This window comes from Bacillus sp. 522_BSPC (assembly GCF_001076885.1).
GTDB lineage: Bacteria > Bacillota > Bacilli > Bacillales > Cytobacillaceae > Niallia > Niallia hominis.
In genome coordinates, this window is sequence record NZ_JVDT01000084.1 from 21,592 (window position 1) to 41,949 (window position 20,358).

The 20,358-nt window shown below is 35.8% G+C and carries 22 protein-coding genes; all 22 read left to right on the forward strand.

The genetic code is table 11. From position 1 onward, the window contains the following. Positions 1-50: 50 nt before the first annotated feature. The 22 genes from fliF to flhF all read left to right on the forward strand — a co-directional run bounded on the left by fliF (position 51) and on the right by flhF (position 20,357). Positions 51-1,637 carry a flagellar basal-body MS-ring/collar protein FliF gene (gene fliF, locus ADJ83_RS06420; protein WP_031534481.1) on the forward strand — a complete coding sequence of 529 codons (1,587 nt, stop codon included), beginning with the start codon at positions 51-53 and terminating at the stop codon, positions 1,635-1,637. 13 nt (positions 1,638-1,650) lie between these two features. Next, positions 1,651-2,667: a flagellar motor switch protein FliG gene (gene fliG, locus ADJ83_RS06425; RefSeq protein WP_031534483.1), complete on the forward strand. Its 1,017-nt coding sequence runs from the start codon at positions 1,651-1,653 to the stop codon at positions 2,665-2,667. Further along, positions 2,660-3,424 (forward strand): flagellar assembly protein FliH, encoded by a 765-nt coding sequence (fliH, locus tag ADJ83_RS06430; protein WP_031534484.1) that lies wholly within the window; start codon positions 2,660-2,662, stop codon positions 3,422-3,424. Before fliG ends, fliH begins: the two co-directional genes overlap by 8 nt. After that, positions 3,421-4,737 carry a flagellar protein export ATPase FliI gene (fliI, locus tag ADJ83_RS06435; protein ID WP_031534485.1) on the forward strand — a complete coding sequence of 439 codons (1,317 nt, stop codon included), beginning with the start codon at positions 3,421-3,423 and terminating at the stop codon, positions 4,735-4,737. Before fliH ends, fliI begins: the two co-directional genes overlap by 4 nt. Before the next feature lie 3 nt (positions 4,738-4,740). Then, a complete protein-coding gene (gene fliJ, locus ADJ83_RS06440) occupies positions 4,741-5,193 on the forward strand; it encodes a flagellar export protein FliJ (RefSeq protein ID WP_031534486.1) in 453 nt (150 codons plus the stop codon). Continuing rightward, on the forward strand, positions 5,194-5,790 hold the full coding sequence (locus ADJ83_RS06445) for a MotE family protein (RefSeq protein WP_031534488.1): 597 nt from the start codon (positions 5,194-5,196) through the stop codon (positions 5,788-5,790). Between the two features lie 34 nt (positions 5,791-5,824). Further along, the gene (locus ADJ83_RS06450) at positions 5,825-8,137 is read left to right on the forward strand and encodes a flagellar hook-length control protein FliK (protein WP_031534490.1); all 2,313 of its coding nucleotides are present in this window, start codon (positions 5,825-5,827) and stop codon (positions 8,135-8,137) included. A 15-nt stretch (positions 8,138-8,152) separates the two neighbouring features. Continuing rightward, positions 8,153-8,791: a flagellar hook assembly protein FlgD gene (flgD, locus tag ADJ83_RS06455; protein ID WP_031534492.1), complete on the forward strand. Its 639-nt coding sequence runs from the start codon at positions 8,153-8,155 to the stop codon at positions 8,789-8,791. 11 nt (positions 8,792-8,802) lie between these two features. Next, complete coding sequence (locus ADJ83_RS06460) at positions 8,803-9,204, forward strand: TIGR02530 family flagellar biosynthesis protein (protein WP_031534494.1); 402 nt, start codon at positions 8,803-8,805, stop codon at positions 9,202-9,204. A gap of 77 nt (positions 9,205-9,281) precedes the next feature. Then, the gene (gene flgG, locus ADJ83_RS06465; RefSeq protein ID WP_031534496.1) at positions 9,282-10,166 is read left to right on the forward strand and encodes a flagellar basal body rod protein FlgG; all 885 of its coding nucleotides are present in this window, start codon (positions 9,282-9,284) and stop codon (positions 10,164-10,166) included. Between the two features lie 52 nt (positions 10,167-10,218). After that, positions 10,219-10,440, forward strand: coding sequence for a flagellar FlbD family protein (locus tag ADJ83_RS06470; RefSeq protein WP_031534498.1), 222 nt, complete (start codon positions 10,219-10,221; stop codon positions 10,438-10,440). Next, positions 10,430-10,858 (forward strand): flagellar basal body-associated protein FliL, encoded by a 429-nt coding sequence (fliL, locus tag ADJ83_RS06475; protein WP_031534500.1) that lies wholly within the window; start codon positions 10,430-10,432, stop codon positions 10,856-10,858. The genes ADJ83_RS06470 and fliL overlap by 11 nt, the downstream gene beginning before the upstream one ends. 32 nt (positions 10,859-10,890) lie before the next feature. Continuing rightward, positions 10,891-11,889 (forward strand): flagellar motor switch protein FliM, encoded by a 999-nt coding sequence (fliM, locus tag ADJ83_RS06480; RefSeq protein WP_031534501.1) that lies wholly within the window; start codon positions 10,891-10,893, stop codon positions 11,887-11,889. After that, positions 11,879-13,108 (forward strand): flagellar motor switch phosphatase FliY, encoded by a 1,230-nt coding sequence (gene fliY / locus ADJ83_RS06485; RefSeq protein WP_031534503.1) that lies wholly within the window; start codon positions 11,879-11,881, stop codon positions 13,106-13,108. The genes fliM and fliY overlap by 11 nt, the downstream gene beginning before the upstream one ends. Positions 13,109-13,128: 20 nt before the next feature. Next, positions 13,129-13,491: a response regulator gene (locus tag ADJ83_RS06490; protein ID WP_031534505.1), complete on the forward strand. Its 363-nt coding sequence runs from the start codon at positions 13,129-13,131 to the stop codon at positions 13,489-13,491. A 24-nt stretch (positions 13,492-13,515) separates the two neighbouring features. Further along, positions 13,516-14,253: a flagellar biosynthetic protein FliO gene (locus ADJ83_RS06495; protein ID WP_031534506.1), complete on the forward strand. Its 738-nt coding sequence runs from the start codon at positions 13,516-13,518 to the stop codon at positions 14,251-14,253. Further along, positions 14,246-14,911: a flagellar type III secretion system pore protein FliP gene (fliP, locus tag ADJ83_RS06500; RefSeq protein ID WP_031534508.1), complete on the forward strand. Its 666-nt coding sequence runs from the start codon at positions 14,246-14,248 to the stop codon at positions 14,909-14,911. The genes ADJ83_RS06495 and fliP overlap by 8 nt, the downstream gene beginning before the upstream one ends. 12 nt (positions 14,912-14,923) lie before the next feature. Continuing rightward, positions 14,924-15,193: a flagellar biosynthesis protein FliQ gene (fliQ, locus tag ADJ83_RS06505; protein ID WP_031534510.1), complete on the forward strand. Its 270-nt coding sequence runs from the start codon at positions 14,924-14,926 to the stop codon at positions 15,191-15,193. A 7-nt stretch (positions 15,194-15,200) separates the two neighbouring features. Then, complete coding sequence (gene fliR, locus ADJ83_RS06510; RefSeq protein ID WP_031534512.1) at positions 15,201-15,980, forward strand: flagellar biosynthetic protein FliR; 780 nt, start codon at positions 15,201-15,203, stop codon at positions 15,978-15,980. Then, entirely contained in the window at positions 15,981-17,060 is a 1,080-nt protein-coding gene (gene flhB / locus ADJ83_RS06515; protein WP_031534514.1) for a flagellar biosynthesis protein FlhB, read from the forward strand. It abuts the gene before it with no gap. Between the two features lie 73 nt (positions 17,061-17,133). Beyond that, complete coding sequence (flhA, locus tag ADJ83_RS06520; protein WP_031534518.1) at positions 17,134-19,170, forward strand: flagellar biosynthesis protein FlhA; 2,037 nt, start codon at positions 17,134-17,136, stop codon at positions 19,168-19,170. Then, on the forward strand, positions 19,167-20,357 hold the full coding sequence (gene flhF, locus ADJ83_RS06525) for a flagellar biosynthesis protein FlhF (protein ID WP_031534520.1): 1,191 nt from the start codon (positions 19,167-19,169) through the stop codon (positions 20,355-20,357). Before flhA ends, flhF begins: the two co-directional genes overlap by 4 nt. The last annotated feature ends 1 nt before the right edge of the window (position 20,358 follow it).

A 20,358-nucleotide genomic window follows, 5' to 3' on the forward strand; every position in this document is an offset into this window, starting at 1 on the left:
AAGATGGGCGGTTATTACCTAAACAAAATTACGGTAGCCGGGGGAAGAGAATGAAAGAGAATCTAAATAAAATATTTAATCCTTTAAAAGAGTATTGGCAAAGTCGTTCGAAAAAGCAAAAGACTGTGATAACAAGTAGTGGACTTTTGCTTCTTCTAGTTGTTATATTTTCAGTTTATTTTTTTACGAGAGTAACACTAGTGCCACTTTACAGTAATTTAACACCTTCAGAAACAGGAGCAATCAAAGAGAGTCTTGATAGTAGAGGTATAACTTCTGAAATTTCTAATGGGGGTACGGTTATTAGTGTTCCAGAAGAAGTAGTAGATACATTGAAAGTTGAACTTGCAGCAGAAGGAATACCGCAGTCAGGTAGCATAGACTACTCCTTTTTTAGCGAAAACGCAAGCTTTGGAATGACAGATAATGAATTTAATGTATTAAAATTAGATGCCCTCCAGACAGAAATCGCAAACCTAATAAAAGGTGTGGATGGGATTAATGACGCGAATGTTGTTATCACTTTACCAGAAGAAAGTGTATTCGTTTCTGATCAAGGAGGAGAAGCTACAGCCTCTATCGTGTTAAATACAAAACCAGGCTATAACTTCTCAGAAAATCAAATAAAAGGGTTATATACACTCGTGTCCAAAAGTGTACCAAACCTTCCTACAGATAATATCGTCATTACTAACCAAACCTTTGAGTATTTTGACTTAAATTCTTCGAATAATTCTGCCACAGATACTTTTACCGCGCAAAATAATGTGAAAAAACAAATTGAACGTGATATTCAAAGACAAGTACAAACCATGCTAGGGACGTTAATGGGGCAAGATAAGGTCGTTGTATCTGTTACTGCTGATATTGACTTTACCCAAGAAAACAGAGAAGAAAACCTAGTAACGCCTGTTGATGAAGAAAATATGGCAGGGATTGAAATAAGCGCTCAAAATATTACGGAAACATATACAGGTGAAAATGCTGCTAATGGCGGAGTTGTCCAGGCAGAAGACGAGACAGATACAACAACTTATAATTCAGAAACAGGATCCGGTAATGGGGACTATGAAAAAGTTGAACAAACCGTAAATAGTGAAGTAAATCGTATAAAAAAACAAATTGTTGAAAGTCCATATAAAATTCGTGATTTAGGTATACAAGTCATGGTAGAACCACCTGATGCTAATGATACTACTTCCTTACCACAGGAAAGCATTGATGATATTTCCAATATTTTAGGGACGATTGTTCGTACATCTATTGATAAAACGTCAACTGGTGGAGAACTTACAGATGAAGATATCCAAAGCAAGATTGCTGTGTCCGTTCAGCCGTTCAATGGAAAAATACAAGCAACAGAAGTAGTACAAACATCGATTCCTTGGTGGATTTATGCTGTTGGAGGAGCATTGCTTGCGATTATTATTCTATTAATCTTCTTATTTATGAATGCAAGAAAGAAAAAGAAACAAGAAGATGTGGAAGAAATTATTCAACCAGTTACTCCTGTTAAGGATATCAATGAAGAACAAGAAAATGAGGGGTCAATCAGAAGAAAGCAGCTTGAAAAAATGGCAAAAGAAAAACCAGAGGAATTTGCAAAATTACTACGTACATGGATAACAGAAGATTAAGGAGTGTTGTTAAATGGCAAGAAAAGAATCAAATGAATTATCCGGCAAGCAAAAGGCAGCCATTCTCCTTATATCATTAGGTCCTGATGTTGCAGCTTCGGTTTATAAACATTTAAGTGAGGATGAAATTGAACGATTATCACTTGAGATATCAGGAGTTAGAAAAGTGGAGAATACTTCTAAAGAAACGGTGTTAGAAGAATTTCATAATATTGCACTTGCTCAAGATTATATTTCTCAAGGCGGTATTGGATATGCAAAAACGGTGTTGGAGAAGGCTCTTGGAGAAGAACAAGCGTCTATCATCTTAAACAGATTAACTTCTTCTCTCCAAGTAAGACCTTTTGATTTTGCGAGAAAAGCCGATCCGAGCCAAATATTAAATTTTATTCAAAATGAACATCCACAGACAATTGCTCTTATCTTATCGTATTTGGATCCAACGCAAGCAGGGCAAATTCTATCTGAACTGCCACAGGAAGTACAAGCAGATATTGCCAGAAGAATTGCGGTAATGGATAGTACTTCACCAGAAATAATTAATGAAGTGGAACAAGTTTTAGAAAGAAAGCTATCTAGCACTGTTACACAAGACTATACACAAACGGGTGGCATTGAAGCTGTCGTTGAAGTGCTAAATGGAGTAGACAGAGCAACAGAACGGACGATTTTAGACGCGCTTGAAATTCAAGATCCAGAATTAGCAGAAGAAATTAAGAAGAGAATGTTTGTCTTTGAGGATATTGTTACATTGGATAACAGAGCAATCCAAAGAATTATTCGTGATTGTGAAAATGAAGATCTTATGCTTGCTCTTAAAGTTTCTGGAGATGAAGTGAAAGAGATTGTCTATAGCAATATGTCGACAAGAATGGCTGAATCCTTTAAAGAAGAAATGGAATTTATGGGGCCAGTTCGCTTAAAGGATGTAGAAGAAGCACAATCAAGAATTGTTGCAGTTATTAGACGACTTGAGGATGCTGGAGAAATTGTAGTTGCCCGCGGCGGAGGAGATGATATCATTGTCTAGGTTAATTAAGTCAAGATATTCCAATCCTGATGCTAAGAAAGAGAAACTAATTTCAATTAAGTATATAGATACCTTCGATTCTGACTTTGAACAATCAAGGGAAGTAACACAAACGGAATATAACAACATAATAGCTACTGCACAGAAAGAAGCAGAAGAAATAAAGAGACTCGCCTTAGCTGAAGCTGAACAAATAAGTCTTCAGCTTTCAGAAGAAAGGCAAAATTGGGAATTAGAAAAAGCACAATTAATAGAAAACGCGAAGCAAGACGGCTATCAGGCAGGATTTGAGACAGGTAAAAACGCTGGATACAAGGAAGCATATAGTTATATCCAACAAGCGAAGGATACTGTAATAGCATCCAAGACAGATTATGAAAAGTATCTACAATCTGCTGAAAGCACTATTTTAGAGCTAGCTATTGAAGTGGCAGGGAAAATAATGAACAACAAGATAAAGGAAGACGAGCAACATTTCATTCCTCTTGTCCAGCATGCCTTAAAAGAAGTAAGAAAACAAAGAGAAATACAATTACATGTTAACCCTATCCATTACGAAATGGTAGTAGCAGAAAAAGAGGAGCTGCTCCAATTATTTCCGATAAAGCCTAGTCTATTTATTTTTCCGGATGAATCAATGGAGGAAAATGGCTGTATCATTGAAACAGCAACTGGTCGTTTGGATGCTAGTGTAGATACACAATTACTCATGATTAAAGAAACACTACTTGAAATATTGGAGAGTGAGGAAGGATGAAAGCACAGGCTTTATTAAGCACCATTTCGTCCATTGACTCTTATAAGCAATATGGTCGTGTGAAAAAAGTAGTCGGATTAATGATAGAGTCACAAGGTCCAGAAAGCTCGATTGGGGATGTTTGCAATATTCATATTGGCACAAAGCATAAACGGATCATTAAAGCAGAAGTGGTCGGATTTAATGATGAAAATATTATTTTGATGCCATACACAACAGTTAATGATATTTCACCAGGGTGCCTAGTTGAAGCTTCTTCTGAGCCATTAGAAATAAAGGTTGGACCAGGATTAATCGGAATGGCTGTTGATGCATTAGGAGTGCCTTTAGATGGTTCGTTGCTGCCAAAAGGGTTAAAGTCTGTTCCAATTGATCAGGAGCCCCCTAACCCAATGACAAGACCACCTATATCTCAATCGATGGAAGTGGGTGTTCGATTAATTGATGGGCTACTAACGGTCGGAACTGGCCAAAGACTTGGGATTTTTGCAGGTAGTGGTGTCGGAAAAAGTACGTTATTGGGAATGATTGCACGAAATACAAAAGCAGATTTGAATGTTATTGCTTTAATTGGAGAACGTGGAAGAGAAGTACGTGAATTTATTGAACGTGATTTAGGACCAGAAGGTTTAAAAAGGTCGATTGTTGTCGTTGCGACATCTGATCAGCCAGCACTAATGAGAATAAAGGGTGCTTATACAGCTACAGCCATTGCAGAGTATTTTCGAGATAAGGGGTTAAACGTCATGCTGATGATGGATTCTGTTACACGGGTAGCAATGGCACAACGGGAAGTCGGTCTAGCTATTGGAGAACCACCAACTACGAAAGGGTATACCCCTTCTGTATTTGCGATACTGCCTAAGCTTTTAGAACGAACAGGGACAAATGAATATGGTAGTATAACAGCCTTTTATACCGTATTAGTTGATGGGGATGATATGAATGAACCAATCGCAGATACGGTGCGTGGAATCTTGGATGGGCATTATGTCTTAGATCGGGCGCTTGCGAATAAAGGACAATATCCAGCCGTCAATGTCCTGAAGAGTGTTAGTCGGGTAATGAATCATATAGTGCCCAAAGAACATGTGAAAGCTGCAGAGCGATTGCGGGAGCTTCTTAGTACCTATATGAATTCCGAAGATTTAATCAATATAGGTGCTTATAAGAAAGGTTCTTCTAAAGAAATCGATACGGCAATTCGATTGTATCCAAGTATTCTATCTTATATAAAGCAGGCTACAGATGAGAAGGTTTCAATTGAGGAAAGCCTCCATTCCTTATTAACTTTAATTGGAACTGAGGGATAAAAGATGAGTTATCAATTTAAATTTGAAAAAATCTTAACTATTCGAGAAAGAGAAAAAGAAGAAGCTAGCTCGGCTTATAATCAATCAGTAACTAGATTTGAAGAGGCTGCTGAAAAACTGTATGAGCTATTAAAAAGAAAAGAAGAGCTAGAAGCATATCAAGCTGACAAAATGGCGACAGGTTTATCTGTTCAAGAAATTAGACATCACCAGCAATTTGTGGGCAATTTAACAAAAACTATCGAACATGCACAAAAAATGGTGCAAAATGCACGAAATTCGATGGTTTATTTTCAAGAAAAAATGCTAGAAAAAAATATCGAAGTCAAAAAATTTGTGAAGATAAAAGAAAAAGATCATTCCAATTATTTAGCGTTAGAAAAAGCAGAAGAGGCAAAACAAATGGACGATATTTCGCTTCAACAATATATGCAACATGAAAAGGTGGGTGGTTAAATGGAAAACTCATGGGAAGAAAAAAAGAAGCCATTTAATTTTTTCCAGCGTTTTCTTATGGTTGCTATCATTCCAAGCCTGTTTGCAGTCATTGTCCTTGTGTTATTGCTCATGTATTCGGGAGCAGATATTGCAGAAAAGGGAAAAGAGTTACTAAATACGATTCCTTTTCTAAATGAAGAAAAAAAGTCGACGGATAAATTGCTAGAAAATAATAAAAATACGATTGTCTCCTTACAAACAAAGCTGGAAGAACGGGAAGAGCAAATAAAATCGTTAGAGTCCCAGTTAGAAAACAGTGAAAATAGAATTCAATCTGTCAATTCGGAAAAAGAAAAATTACAGAGTGAGCTAACTTCTCTTCAGTCTGCTCAAGAAGAAACAAAAAAGGCAGTTGCTGAAATTGTGAAGACATATGATACAATGTCGCCTAAAAATGCTGCGGCCATCTTGTCAGAAATGAGTGAAAGCGAAGCATTGAAAATTTTGGCAGAGCTTAAACCAGCAAAACTTGCGTCGATATTAGAGAAAATGGAACCATCCATTGCTTCAAAATATACGGAGCTTTTAGCCGCTAATACAACGGTAAATCCTTAAGTAAAAGGTTTTCGACTTGAAAGGGGGTGAAAAATTGCAGCTAGGAATGATTAATTCATTGAGAAAAATGGAATTAGCAAGTGGTAGTCAAGGAATACCAAGCGAAAAAATAGATGGACAGTTTATGTTAATGTTAAATGCCCTAAAAACAAGACCTCCACAAAATGAGTCCAGTCAAAAGGACGGACAAGCAAAAGAGGGCATAAATCAGCTATTAGACATACTATCTAGTTCAGCGGATGTAAGCCTTATGTCAAATAGGGAAGATAAATTGGAGGCAGAAGCAGTAAGCTTTTCGACAGAAGATGATCAGCTTTCATTAAATCTGAAACATTTAGTTACCACTTATCATTCTTTTTCGGATAGGGAAGAAACGCTTGATTTAGATGTATCGAATCTGGATTCCATTTTAACAAATACATTTGCTAATCTAGAAAGCAAAATCACTCAGGTTTTAAAGAACGAAACGAATACGAAGATTGCCCCAGATATGTTTAATCAAACAGAATTACCGGTTTTACTTTCGGATTTAAAACAGCTTGAGCATACAGCGAATAATCTGCCTGATATTTCGGTTAATGAAAAAATTTCGGAAACGGTACAAGATTTACAGGGGTTAATCGTTTCTATAACCAAATTCATCGAATCAAATGAATCAACGAAAAAAAATGTGGAAAAGGATACTAATCTTAAAGCAGGATATTCATTTACCAATGAAAATAATTTTATCGTTGGATATAATAAGCTGTCTTCCACAAAAATCACCGTGCAAAAAGCAGATAAAGAGCAAGCAATAGAAGTGAAACAAGAAGATACGGATGCTATTTTGAGTGAAGCTGATCCAAGTAGTTTTATGTTTTCAAATCCTGAGAAGCTTGAAGTGGAGATAGAAGCTCCAACATCAGAAATATTACAATCATCTGTGAAGAAACTTGAACATAAGTCTGAGACAAATGTTTCTGAGAATTCAATTGGGAAAAATGAAGATATTAGGAATTTTAGCCCTACTGAACAGCCAAGTGGTCGTATGAATAAACAAATGGTTGATCAAGCGAATATTAACCCTCGAGTGAAGAATACAGATACAAATCATGCGCATGAAGGAAATCATCTAGTTCAAATGAATGGAAAACAAGATTATGCAGAAGGATATCAAGAGGGATTAATCCTACCAACTGATCAAAATAATCAAAATAGCGTATCCAAAGTAAATAATGCAGTAGAATCTCTAGTTAAGGAAACAACGATAGCAGCTGAGAGCACTGGTGAAATGATTTCGAAAGCTCCAACTCCTAATACAGTGATAGATAGGACGAAAGATAATCCTTTGTGGATCGCAATTAATCCAAATAATGGATTAGAAAATCAAAAAGAAAACAGCCAATCTATAAAAAATAGTTTGCTTGATTCCAATTCAGAAGAAACAGCAACATCCTTTAACGAAGCAGAATTAATGGCTAGTAAGGAAAATGGGGAAAACGTAAAAAGATTTTCGACTATGGATTCAAAGCTGTTAGCAATACAAAATCGTGTATTGTTAGAAACTAGAAATGCGGTTGGAAAAGAAGCAAATACAACGAAGCAAAAGATCGATACTTTGCAATCAACCCAATCGAATCTTTTTCAAGGAGATAATCGCCTTACAGAAGCAACAACGGAGCTTAAATCGATTATTTCTTCTATTCTATCCAAGCTAGATAAACAACCAGAAGGAAAGAGTGCAACAGTTGTTCAAAAAGTCATGAATCCGATAATGGTAAGCTCCTTACGAAAAACAGGAGACATAATCTTACCATATGTAGGAATGAAGGAAGCAGTTGAAGTAAGTCAGGAAGATGCAAACACGAATGTGCTTCCATCTATGCAAAATTCCTATATAAAACAACATCCGTTTGTATTGTTAACAGACACAGGGAAAATGGCACAGCCAAAAGATGTCGAGGAACAGTTTACTAAACTATTAGCAAATAGTACGTTTACAAAAGTCGGCGATATGCAAAAGCTCTCCATTCGTCTTGCGCCAGATCATTTAGGATCAATTCGAATCGAAATTACGCAAAATGAGGGCAATATGATAGCTAGAATTATTACCACAAATGCTGAGGCAAAAGAAGCTTTAGATAAACAGCTTACTAGCTTAAAGCATGGATTTACTGCACAAAATTTGCAAGTGGATAAACTGGACATCGTTGTCTCTACTCCACCACAGGAGAAACTGCAAAAAGAGCAACAGCAGCAACAAGAACAGCAACAATCTCAATCACAAAGAGAGAAGAAAGATGCTGATGAAGAGGAGAAAAATCGAAAATCTTCTTTTTTTGATGAACTATTAAATATGGAAATATAGAGGAGCAAGTAAAAGATGGCAAATACAATTAATGATTCTTCTCTTTATTTATCAGACTATCAGAAATCAAATAATTCTACTGGCAGTTCGTCTTTAGGAAAAGATGATTTCTTGAAAATTTTGATTACTCAATTGCAAAACCAAGACCCAACTAGTCCGATGGATGATAAAGAGTTTATCGCACAGATGGCTCAATTCTCAAGCTTAGAACAAATGCAAAATTTGAATACATCTATGACAAACTTAATTTCCCTGCAAACACAGTCCAATTTAATTTCTTATGGACAATTTATGGGGCAAGATGTGAATTGGAGCAAGGTAGAAACCGATGACGAAGGGAACAGTACGACAACTTCTGGAGTAGGAAAAGTAAGCTCCATTGCTTATACAGAAGATAGCGTCGTATTTACACTAGAAGATGGAACACAAGTTACTCCAGCAAATATATCGAGCATGAGTTCAAGCTCTTCAGAAAACAATCTAGTACTAGCAAGCCAGTTAATTGGAAAAACGGTTTCTTATTCCAATGAAAATAAGGAAGAAGTGAGTAGCAAAGTTCAGTCTGTATCTTTAAAAAATGGACAAATACTACTAACATTAGATGATGAGGCGGGGAGCCAAATTACCTCAGGACAAATTACAAAAATTGAATAGGAAGTGATTAGATGGATAAGCCTATTTATCCCTCCATAAAATCACAAGCTGCTATTAAAAATGGTATTGAGGCGATTAAATCCAAGTCAACTGTGCATAAAGCACAAAATCTCACATCGTTTTCGACTCATTTCCATCAGTCCATTTCATCCTTAAATACGCTGAATATTAGTAAACATGCAAACGAGAGACTTCAGCAACGGGGGATTGAAATAGATGATGCCAAATGGAAGGCGATAGAAGAAAAAGTTACCCAAGCAAAGAAAATGGGAATAAAAGAATCACTCGTACTTTTAAATAATGCCGCATTAATCGTAAGCGCAAAAAACAATACGGTAATTACAGCAATGGATCGTGACGAAGCGACAGATCAAATTTTCACTAATATAAATGGAACAATCATTATGAATTAAAAAAAGGCTGGACCAAAAATGGAGGCCAAAAGCTGCTGAGTGATAGAGGCAGTTCATTCGAAGGGAGATAATTATACATGTTACGTTCATTATATTCAGGAATCAGTGGAATGAAAAACTTTCAAACAAAATTAGATGTTACTGGTAATAATATCGCAAACGTAAATACGTATGGATTTAAAAAAGGTCGTGTGACGTTTAGTGATTTAATAAGTCAAACAACAGCATCTGCAACTGCACCGTCAGCAACAACAGGGGGGATTAATGCAAAACAGGTTGGGCTAGGTGCACAAATTGCTTCTGTCGATACATTGCATACTCAAGGTAGCATGCAGACAACGGGTAGAATATTAGACTTAGCTATTTCAGGAGATGGTTATTTTGTATTAAGATCACCAGGCTCTACTACAGATTACTATACAAGAGCTGGTAATTTCTACTTGGATGGAGATCGTAATATTGTGGCGACAAATGGTATGGTGTTACAAGTAGAAAATGGAATTACCGATGTTACAGTTACTACAGATGAAGATGGTAATACAGATACAACAGTAGAGAGAGCTGGGGAAAATACTACATCGGGAACAAAAATTCCTGAAACTGCACAAAGTTATAGTATATCTGCAGATGGAAAAATCAGTTATGTTGATGAAAATGGTGAGACTCAAGAAGCTGGACAAATTGTCATGGCGAAAGTAGCAAACCCAGAAGGTTTAACGAAATCTGGAGCAAATTTATATCAAGCTTCTAATAACTCAGGTGATTTAGCTACTGGTGGACTTGTAACATCTGGTGTTGCTGGAACAGGTTCCATTAACAGTGGATTCCTTGAAATGTCGAACGTTGACCTATCAGAAGAATTCACAGATATGATTGTTTCTCAAAGAGGATTTCAAGCAAACACTAAAATTATTACAACTTCTGATGAAATTCTTCAAGAACTAGTTAACTTAAAACGATAATTTTAATTGGAGGGGAAGAGGCTTTCCGTTAGGTTAGCCTCGCATATAAAAAATGATACATTTAACTCGACTAAACGGGAAAAAGTTTTTATTAAATGCTTTATTTATTGAAACAGTCGAATCCTTTCCTGATACAACTATTACTTTAACAAATGGAAATAAATTTGTTGTTAAAGAAAGGGAAGAGGAAGTTTTAGAGAAAATGAATCATTTTTTTCAAAAGGTGAACCTCTTCGGATTACCACATGTGGGAGAGAAGGACGATGAAGAATAATAAAGTTATTATTACAATGCTTGTTTTATTACTAGTCATAACACTAGCCGGAGCTGGAGCATTCATTTATATTTGGAAATTCACTGGCGATGAGAAGGACAAAGAACCTTCGATTGAAGAAATCTTGGAATCCTCTGTTGAAATGGAAGAAATTACGACGAACTTAGCATCCGATAATTTCATTAGAATATCCTTTACGATTCAGACAGATAGTAAGAAGGCGAAGGAAGAACTAGAAAAACGGGACTTCCAAGTGAAAAATATTATTATTCAAGAGCTATCTGAGAAAACTACAGAAGACTTAAAAGGAAAAAAAGGACAAATTCAATTAGAGAACGATCTCAAGGATAAGATTAACGAACTGATGCAAGAAGGCAAGGTAGTCCAAGTTTATATTGTAAACTCTCTACTCCAATAAAATAAAAGAGAAAAAGATGGAGGTGAGTAATTTTGTCAGCTGATATTTTATCCCAAAATGAAATAGATGCCCTTCTTTCTGCACTATCCTCTGGTGAGATGGATGCAGATGAATTGAAGAAAGAGCAGCAGGAAAAAAAGGTTAAGGTCTATGATTTTAAAAGAGCATTAAGATTCTCGAAGGATCAGATTCGAAGTTTAACAAGGATCCATGAAAATTATGCTAGATTATTAACTACCTTTTTCTCTGCACAATTAAGAACATATGTGCAAATTACAGTTACATCAGCAGATCAAATTCCATATGAAGAGTTCATTCGCTCGATTCCTAAAATGACCATTTTAAATGTGTTCGATGTTCCACCACTAGAGGGAAGAATCCTGATGGAAGTGAATCCTAATATAGCCTATGCTATGATGGATCGAATGATGGGTGGGAGAGGCAGCAGTATCAATAAAGTCGAAAATTTGACAGAAATTGAAACAAAAATAATGTCAAATACTTTTGAAAGTGCCTTTGATCACTTTAGGGAGGCAATGGAAGATCTTATAGAAATTGAACCTAGCCTTGCAGAGTTTGAAGTAAATCCACAGTTTTTACAAATGGTTTCTCCAAATGAAACAGTAGTAGTTATTTCGTTAAGTACTACGATTGGTGAAACGAGTGGAATGATTAATATATGTATTCCCCATGTGGTGCTTGAGCCTATCATGCCAAAGCTATCCGGACATTATTGGATGCAGGCAGAGAAAAAGGAAAGATTGCCTGAATTTACATCTCGTCTTGAAGAGAATATTCAGCAGTCGATTGTGCCATTAGTAGCTGAATTAGGTACATCTGATATTTCTATCCAAGATTTTTTAATGTTGGATATTGGTGATGTAATTGAAATGAATCAAACGATACAACAACCCTTAATTATTAAAGTTGGAGATATCCCTAAATTTATTGGACAACCAGGAAAAGTAAATAAAAAAATGGCCGTTCAGATTTTAGGAACTTTAGAGGAGGGGAAGGAAGATGGTGAGTAAGGATATGCTATCACAAGATGAAATTGATGCTCTCTTAAGGGGAGATACTGTAACAAACGAAAGTTCAGAGATGGATGTAGAAAAGTACTTATCTGATATAGAAAAAGATACGTTGGGGGAAATTGGAAATATATCCTTCGGTAGCTCGGCAACAGCTTTATCTACATTATTAAACCAAAAAGTCGATATTACAACACCAAGTGTTAGTGTAATCTCAAAAAATATGTTATCAGACGAATTTCCGCAGCCCTATGTGGGGATTAGAGTCAATTATACAGAAGGATTTACTGGTATGAATTTACTTGTTATTGAACAAGCGGATGCTGCTGTTATTGCTGACTTAATGCTTGGTGGAGATGGGCTTAATGCTAGTAAGGATATGTTAGATGAAATCCAGTTAAGTGCTGTTCAAGAAGCAATGAACCAAATGATGGGTTCTGCAGCTACATCCATGTCCACCATTTTTAGCAAAAAAGTCGATATATCGCCTCCTAGTATTGATATTTTAGATATAAATCATGGAGAAGGAACGGATACGATTCCGGATGAAGATATTTTTGCGAAAATTTCCTTCCGCATCAGGATAGGAAATTTAATAGATTCTAAAATCATGCAATTATTACAGCTTTCTTTTGCGAAAGATTTAGTAGAAGGATTATTAAATCCAGATATTAAAGAAGAAGGCGTTTCAAATATTCCCAAAGTCGATTATAATTCAGTATATGAGCCAAAAGAACCGATGCAAGAGTCACGTGTACAAAGTAATAATCAGCAAGTATCTAACGAAATGCCTAATAATAATAATCAGGTCAATTATGCCAATACAAATGCTAATCAGAACAACGTGAATCATCAGCAACAATATTTTGGCTCAGGTTCTAATACACAAGGTCCGCCACCCAATGTGCAGCCTGCAGGGTTTTCTAGCTTTGAAATGCAACCACAAATGACGACAGAAACAAAAAATCTAGATATGTTGTTAGATATACCTTTACAAGTAACGGTTGAGCTTGGAAGAACAAAAAGATCCGTTAGAGAAATATTAGAGCTGTCCTCAGGTTCCATTATTGAGTTAGACAAGTTAGCCGGAGAACCAGTGGATATTCTTGTAAATAATCGTTTGGTAGCACAAGGGGAAGTAGTGGTAATTGATGAGAATTTCGGTGTTCGTGTAACCGATATTGTTAGTCAAAAGGATCGATTAAAGAATTTAAAATAATTTTGGGGGTATTGAGGAAAATGGCACAAAAAATACTAATTGTTGATGACGCAGCATTTATGCGAATGATGATCAAGGATATTCTATCAAAGAATGGATATGAAATTGTTGGAGAAGCTGCAGATGGTATGCAAGCAATTGAAAAATTTAAGGAAACACAACCAGATTTAGTAACAATGGACATTACCATGCCAGAAATGGATGGGATTACAGCTTTAAAAGAAATTAAAAAGCTAAACCCAAATGCGAAAGTTATTATGTGTTCAGCAATGGGACAACAAGCGATGGTTATTGATGCAATACAGGCGGGTGCGAAGGATTTTATTGTTAAGCCATTTCAAGCAGATCGTGTATTAGAAGCAATCAGTAAAACATTAGGCTAAAAATGAAAATAGAGGGTGCCGAATGTGAATAAAGTATATTTATTAATTCGTTGTTCACTACTCATCATTGTTCTGCTAGGCTTTGGAACGAAAGCCTATGCAGAACAAATTGATAAAAGTGTATATGATATTTTACATAATGAAAAATCAGAAGAGAACAAAAAGCAAGAAGATGCAAATAAAGATACAACAGAAGAAAGTACGAATGCTGAAGATCAAACATCGGATCAGTCTGAATTACTGCTAGATGAATCAGATAGAGAGGAATCAGGTTCCATTGGTGTTACCATTTGGGATTTTATTAAGATGATCTTTGCAACCATATTTGTCATTTTTTTAATGTATTTTATTCTGCGATTTATCAATAAAAGAAATCATGGTTATAAGAACGCGCAAATTATTGAAAATATTGGTGGTACTGGCTTAGGTTCCAATCGATCCATTCAATTAATAAAAGTAGGGAATCGATTACTAATAGTAGGTGTTGGAGATAGTATTCAATTAATTAAAGAGATTGATGATGAACAAGAGTATAAAGAAATTTTAGAAGAATATAATCGGAAATTAGATCAGCTAGTACAACCAAGCGATATTGTGACAAAGGTGAAGAAGATAGTAGCTTCCGGTCATTCTACATCGAAGCCAAAAGAGTCTTTTACTATGCGTTTGTCAAAAGAACTAGAGCGAATATCGAGAGAACGTAAGGAAAAGATGGATGTACTGGAGAAGAAAAAGAAAGGAACGTCTGAAAAAAATGAATGAGTTTATGCAGTTGTTTAGTAACAATGATCCAGGAAATGTTTCAACTTCTGTTCAATTGTTATTATTATTAACCGTCCTTTCTTTAGCACCTAGTATCATCATTTTACTAACTAGTTTTACGAGAATAGTGATTGTTCTTTCCTTTGTCAGAACGGCGCTTGCAACACAGCAAATGCCTCCTAATCAAGTAATTGTTGGGTTAGCTTTGTTTTTAACATTTTTTATTATGGCTCCAACTTTTCAGGAAGTAAACGATAAAGCACTGACCCCTTTATTTAATGAAGAAATTACATTAGAGGAAGCATATGATAACGCAGCATTACCCTTTAAAGAATTTATGAGTAAGCACACGCGTCAGAAAGACTTAGCGCTGTTTTTAAACTATTCGAATGCAGAAGCTCCTGAATCAATTGAAGATATTCCTTTAACTACAATGGTTCCTGCTTTTGCAATTAGTGAATTAAAAACAGCCTTTCAAATAGGATTTATGATTTTTATCCCATTTTTAGTCATTGATATGGTTGTTGCAAGTATTCTGATGTCTATGGGGATGATGATGTTACCACCTGTTATGATTTCCTTGCCGTTTAAAATTCTACTTTTCATTATGGTAGATGGTTGGTATCTAGTTGTAAAATCACTGTTAGAAAGTTTTTAAGAAGGTGAAAAAATGTCACAGGAAATGGTTATTTCCATTGCTGAGAAAGGTATACTTACCGTTTTAATTGTCAGTGGTCCATTGTTAATTATTGCTTTAGCAGTTGGACTAATAATCAGTATTTTTCAAGCTACAACACAAATTCAAGAACAGACTTTGGCCTTTGTACCAAAAATCGTAGCTGTTCTTGTTGGGCTTGTTTTCTTTGGATCATGGATGTTAAGTCACATGCTTTCCTATACGAAAGATATATTTTCGAATCTAACAAGGTTTATTGGTTAGAAAGATGATGGATGAACTTTTATCAAATTTTCCAGCATTTTTACTTATCGTCGTTCGGGTTACTTCGTTCTTTTTAATGTTGCCTATATTTTCTTATCGGACGATTCCTACATCTTTTAAAGTAGGTTTAGGCTTTTTTTTATCTTTAATTATGTTTTGGGGAATGGATGTGCCAACACTAGCAATTGATTCAACCTACTACTTTCTTATTATGAAAGAAGCCATGGTAGGGATACTAATTGGATTTGTTGCCTATATGTTGTTTGCTGCCATTCAAATCGCAGGTGGTTTTATAGATTTTCAAATGGGATTTGCTATTGCAAATGTCATAGATCCCCAAACAGGTACGCAAAGTCCACTTACTGGTCAATATTTAACCATTATTGCTATGTTCTTTTTGTTAGCATCTAATGGTCACCATTTGTTATTAGATGGAATTTTTTATAGCTATCAATATATACCGCTAGACCAGGCTTGGATTCATTTTGGTGATGGGAATTTGGCAGAATTTCTCCTTAAAACATTCAGTTTAATGTTTGTAATTGCCTTTCAAATGTCCATTCCTATTGTCGGGAGCATCTTTCTTGTTGATGTGGGATTAGGAATTGTCGCAAGAACCGTTCCACAATTAAATATCTTTGTTGTTGGGGTTCCCATTAAACTAATTGCAGGCTTAGTCATTCTCTTTATTGTTATAGGGGTACTCATGTCTTCCGTCTCTCATTTATTCTCGTCCATTTTAACAACAATGAGGGGAATAATGAACATATTAGGAGGTGGTGGATAAATGAAACTCCTACGAGTGAATCTACAGTACTTTGCAGGAGAAAAAACAGAAAAAGCTACTCCTAAGAAAAGACAAGATACTAGAAAAAAAGGACAAGTTGCAAAAAGTCAGGACGTTAATACAGCACTTGTTCTTTTAGTTGTATTTGGTGTATTAAGCTTCACAGGTGGATATCTTTTAGATGGATTAATGTCCATTCTCACTTTTACTTTTAGTGATTTTACGAACATTAACACTTCTGTAAATTCTATGCAGGCCTTGTTTTTAGATATTGTGAAGGAAGCTGCACTTCTATTAAGCCCTATTTTAATTGCAGCCCTTGTTGGGGGCATCGTAGCTAATTATATGCAAGTTGGTGTTTTGTTCTCGCCCGAAGCAATTAAATTGAAATTAGAAAAAATAAATCCTCTGTCAGGATTTAAGAGAATGTTTTCCCTTCGCTCTATTGTTGAGCTCTTAAAGTCTTTGCTTAAAATTACGGTAATCGGCATCGTTGTTTTTTCTGTTCTATGGGGAAAAATGGATGAAATCCTTATTCTTTCCCATAAATCAATCGGTTCTATTGCAGTGACAATTGCTAAATTGACCGTGCAAATGGGACTTTATGCGTCCGTTGCACTGTTAGTCATATCGCTAATGGACTATATGTATCAACGATATGACTATGAAAAAAATATTCGGATGTCAAAGCAAGACATTAAAGATGAATATAAAAACATGGAGGGGGACCCATTATTAAAGTCAAAAATAAAACAAAAGCAAAGAGAAATGGCGATGCACCGAATGATGCAGGATGTGCCTTCTGCAGATGTAGTCATTACTAATCCCACTCATTATGCAATTTGTTTAAAATATGATGAGGAAAAGTATGATGCACCCTATGTTGTTGCCAAGGGAGTAGATTTTATTGCACAAAAAATAAAGCTAGTGGCAAAAGAAAATAATGTTGTGATGGTAGAAAATCGTCCATTAGCACGAGCTATGTATAATCAAGTAGAGATAGGAGATTTAGTGCCTGAAGAATTTTATAAAGCAGTTGCGGAAATTCTTGCTATTGTCTACCAGACGAGAGATAAATAATGCGAGAATTATTAGTAAATGAATTATTGTAAATAATAAGGAATCAAATGTGCGTTTTTAAGGAGCGGAAGAAATGGCAAGGAAAGACTTAATCGTAGTGATAGGAGTAATTCTCATTATTGCAATGTTAATTATTCCATTTCCAACGTGGTTATTAAGTGTTCTTATCTTACTTAATATTACATTGGCGCTACTCATCCTATTATTAACTATGAATATGAGTGAAGCTCTCGAATTCTCTATTTTCCCTTCGCTTTTGCTATTAACAACCCTTTTTCGACTAGGGCTTAATGTATCCACTACTAGATCCATTTTATCTACAGGGGATGCAGGTGGGGTAGTACATACCTTTGGAACCTTTGTTATTGGCGGAAATATTGTTGTTGGGTTAGTGGTCTTTTTAATTCTGGTTATCATTCAATTTGTAGTTATTACGAAAGGTTCAGAGCGTGTATCAGAAGTCGCAGCTCGTTTTACATTAGATGCTATGCCAGGGAAGCAAATGAGTATTGATGCTGATTTAAATGCTGGAATTATTTCCGAGCAAGAAGCAAGACAGCGTCGAGAAAAAGTAAGTAGAGAAGCAGATTTTTACGGTTCTATGGATGGTGCCAGTAAATTCGTTAAAGGGGATGCCATTGCTGGTATTATTATTGTTTTTATCAACCTGATTTTTGGAATTGTAATTGGAATGACCCAGCTTGGAATGGCAACCGCAGATGCTGCCCAGCACTTTTCTTTACTTTCAGTAGGGGACGGAATTGTCAGCCAAATACCTGCATTATTAATTTCTACTGCAACAGGTATTGTGGTAACAAGAGCTGCTTCTGAAGGTAACCTAGGTTCTGATATTACATCACAGCTAATGGCTTATCCGAAAATGCTGTATGTTGCTGGCGGAACCATTTTTCTCTTAGGATTATTTACACCGATAGATGACTTTTTAACCATTCCTATTGCAGGACTTCTTATCTTTGGTGCCTATTACTTGTCGATAAAGCCAAAGCCTGATTTGGAGCAGATGCAAGAGATGGAGGAAGAAATACAGACAGATGAGTTGAAGAGTCCAGAAAGTGTCGTTAGTTTATTAAATGTGGATCCAATTGAATTTGAGTTTGGATATGGACTGATTCCGCTTGCAGATGCTAATCAAGGTGGAGACCTGTTAGATCGAGTTGTTATGATTAGGAGACAACTAGCAATAGAATTAGGACTGGTAATACCTGTTGTCCGTATAAGAGATAATATTCAATTACAGCCAAATGAATATCGGTTAAAAATAAAAGGGAATGAGAGAGCGCGCGGAGAGCTATTGTTGGATCATTATTTAGCAATGAGTCCAGGGATGGATGATGATGCTATAGAAGGTATTGATACTATTGAGCCATCCTTTGGGCTACCAGCTAAATGGATTACAGAAAGCACAAAGGAACAAGCAGAAATATTTGGATATACAGTAGTAGATCCGCCATCTGTCGTATCGACCCATATTACGGAGGTTATTAAGGCAAATGCTTATGAATTATTAGGCAGACAAGAGACAAAACAATTAGTGGATCATGTGAAGGAAAGCTACCCAATCTTAATTGAAGAAGTGACACCTAGTCCGTTATCTATAGGAGAAATCCAAAAGGTTCTCGCAAAATTGTTAAAAGAAAATGTTTCTATCCGCAATTTGCCAGTGATTTTTGAAACATTAGCAGACTTTGGGAAGATGACATCTGATACAGATTTACTTGTTGAGTATGTAAGACAATCATTAGCTCGTCAAATAACCAATCAATATTCAAATCAAAATGATTCCCTAAAAGTTGTAACTTTATCAGGAAAAGTGGAAAAACTAATAGTGGATAATATACAACAAACAGAACATGGAAACTTTTTGGCACTTGATCCAAGTGTTTCTCAGTCCATTTTAGAAAGCATCGCAGGACAAATTGAGCAACTGTCTGTCATGGAACAGCTACCGATTCTTTTATGCTCACCAGCTGTTCGTATGTATGTAAGACAATTGACAGAACGCTATTTTCCACAAGTTCCAGTATTATCGTACAATGAATTAGAAGCAAATGTGGAAGTTCAAAGTGTGGGAGTTGTGAATATCGAATGAAAATACAAAAATATATAGCACGTGATATGCCGGAAGCTATGAAAAGAATTCGAGCTGAATTAGGAAATGATGCCGTTATTCTTCATTCTAAAGTGATTTATACAGGAGGCTTCTTAGGCCTTTTTAAAAAAAGAAACATAGAAGTCCTTGCAGCAATTGATCCAAGTGTTTCGGATGTGCCCGTTCCTCAATATAAACAAATGAAGAAGAACGAGGTGCGGCATCCAATATTAATAAAAGAACAACCACCTAACACAAAATCTTTTGATCAACCTAGTATAGATCAGTCAGTGAATGGGAAAGGGAGTGCTGATTATCCGGATATCGTAAAGCAACTTGATGAAATTAATCAACATGTACAAGCATTTGGAGACTTAAGTAGCAATGTCTCCTTCTCCATCCCTACTCCTATAAAAAAAGTAGTGCACCAATTAGCAAAACATGAAATAGAAAAATCCATTAAAGACAGATTGGTTAAAGAACTTGTGGCTAAATGGTATGCAGCAGGGGAAAATGTACAAGAACCTGATGTTTTTAAATGGGCACAACAGCTTCTATTAACGGAAATTTCCTCCTATTCCTTTGGAGAAATCTCTTTATCCAAAAAATATATTAATGTAATTGGTCCTACCGGTGTAGGAAAGACAACAACTTTAGCAAAAATAGCAGCAAATATAATTTTAAAGCAACAAAAAACGGTAGGCTTTATTACGACAGATACATACAGGATTGGAGCGATTGAACAGCTTAAAACATATGCAACTATTTTGGATGTTCCCCTTGAGGTTTGCTATTCGATGGAAGATTTTGAAAACGCAACAAGGAAATTAGAAAATTGCGATATTATTTTAATTGATACAGCAGGAAGAAATTTTCGAAATAAAAAATATGTTGAAGATTTGATGCAAGTTGTCGATTATAAAAGAGAAATGGAAACATTGCTTGTTCTATCGTTGACGGCAAAGCAGAAAGACTTAGAAGAGATATATCAACAATTTTCAGCAATTGAAATCGACTCATTTATTTTTACAAAATTAGACGAAACGTCTTCTTATGGAGCAATGATCAATTTAATCGTTTCATGCAAAAAGGGTGTTGCCTATATTACGACAGGGCAGAATGTTCCTGACGATATTATCCAAGCAACGCCAATAGAGCTGGTAAATAAAATAATTGAGGTAGATTAAG

Bases quoted from the DNA above. Each gene is read 5' to 3' on its own strand.
- flgG (WP_031534496.1), top strand. From the start codon at position 9,282: ATGTTACGTTCATTATATTCAGGAATCAGTGGAATGAAAAACTTTCAA.
- ADJ83_RS06490 (WP_031534505.1), top strand. From the start codon at position 13,129: ATGGCACAAAAAATACTAATTGTTGATGACGCAGCATTTATGCGAATG.
- fliL (WP_031534500.1), top strand. From the start codon at position 10,430: ATGAAGAATAATAAAGTTATTATTACAATGCTTGTTTTATTACTAGTC.
- fliY (WP_031534503.1), top strand. From the start codon at position 11,879: ATGGTGAGTAAGGATATGCTATCACAAGATGAAATTGATGCTCTCTTA.
- flhA (WP_031534518.1), top strand. From the start codon at position 17,134: ATGGCAAGGAAAGACTTAATCGTAGTGATAGGAGTAATTCTCATTATT.
- flgD (WP_031534492.1), top strand. From the start codon at position 8,153: ATGGCAAATACAATTAATGATTCTTCTCTTTATTTATCAGACTATCAG.
- fliR (WP_031534512.1), top strand. From the start codon at position 15,201: ATGGATGAACTTTTATCAAATTTTCCAGCATTTTTACTTATCGTCGTT.
- fliF (WP_031534481.1), top strand. From the start codon at position 51: ATGAAAGAGAATCTAAATAAAATATTTAATCCTTTAAAAGAGTATTGG.
- ADJ83_RS06460 (WP_031534494.1), top strand. From the start codon at position 8,803: ATGGATAAGCCTATTTATCCCTCCATAAAATCACAAGCTGCTATTAAA.
- flhB (WP_031534514.1), top strand. From the start codon at position 15,981: ATGAAACTCCTACGAGTGAATCTACAGTACTTTGCAGGAGAAAAAACA.
- fliI (WP_031534485.1), top strand. From the start codon at position 3,421: ATGAAAGCACAGGCTTTATTAAGCACCATTTCGTCCATTGACTCTTAT.
- fliQ (WP_031534510.1), top strand. From the start codon at position 14,924: ATGTCACAGGAAATGGTTATTTCCATTGCTGAGAAAGGTATACTTACC.
- flhF (WP_031534520.1), top strand. From the start codon at position 19,167: ATGAAAATACAAAAATATATAGCACGTGATATGCCGGAAGCTATGAAA.
- ADJ83_RS06445 (WP_031534488.1), top strand. From the start codon at position 5,194: ATGGAAAACTCATGGGAAGAAAAAAAGAAGCCATTTAATTTTTTCCAG.
- fliJ (WP_031534486.1), top strand. From the start codon at position 4,741: ATGAGTTATCAATTTAAATTTGAAAAAATCTTAACTATTCGAGAAAGA.
- fliG (WP_031534483.1), top strand. From the start codon at position 1,651: ATGGCAAGAAAAGAATCAAATGAATTATCCGGCAAGCAAAAGGCAGCC.
- fliP (WP_031534508.1), top strand. From the start codon at position 14,246: ATGAATGAGTTTATGCAGTTGTTTAGTAACAATGATCCAGGAAATGTT.
- ADJ83_RS06470 (WP_031534498.1), top strand. From the start codon at position 10,219: ATGATACATTTAACTCGACTAAACGGGAAAAAGTTTTTATTAAATGCT.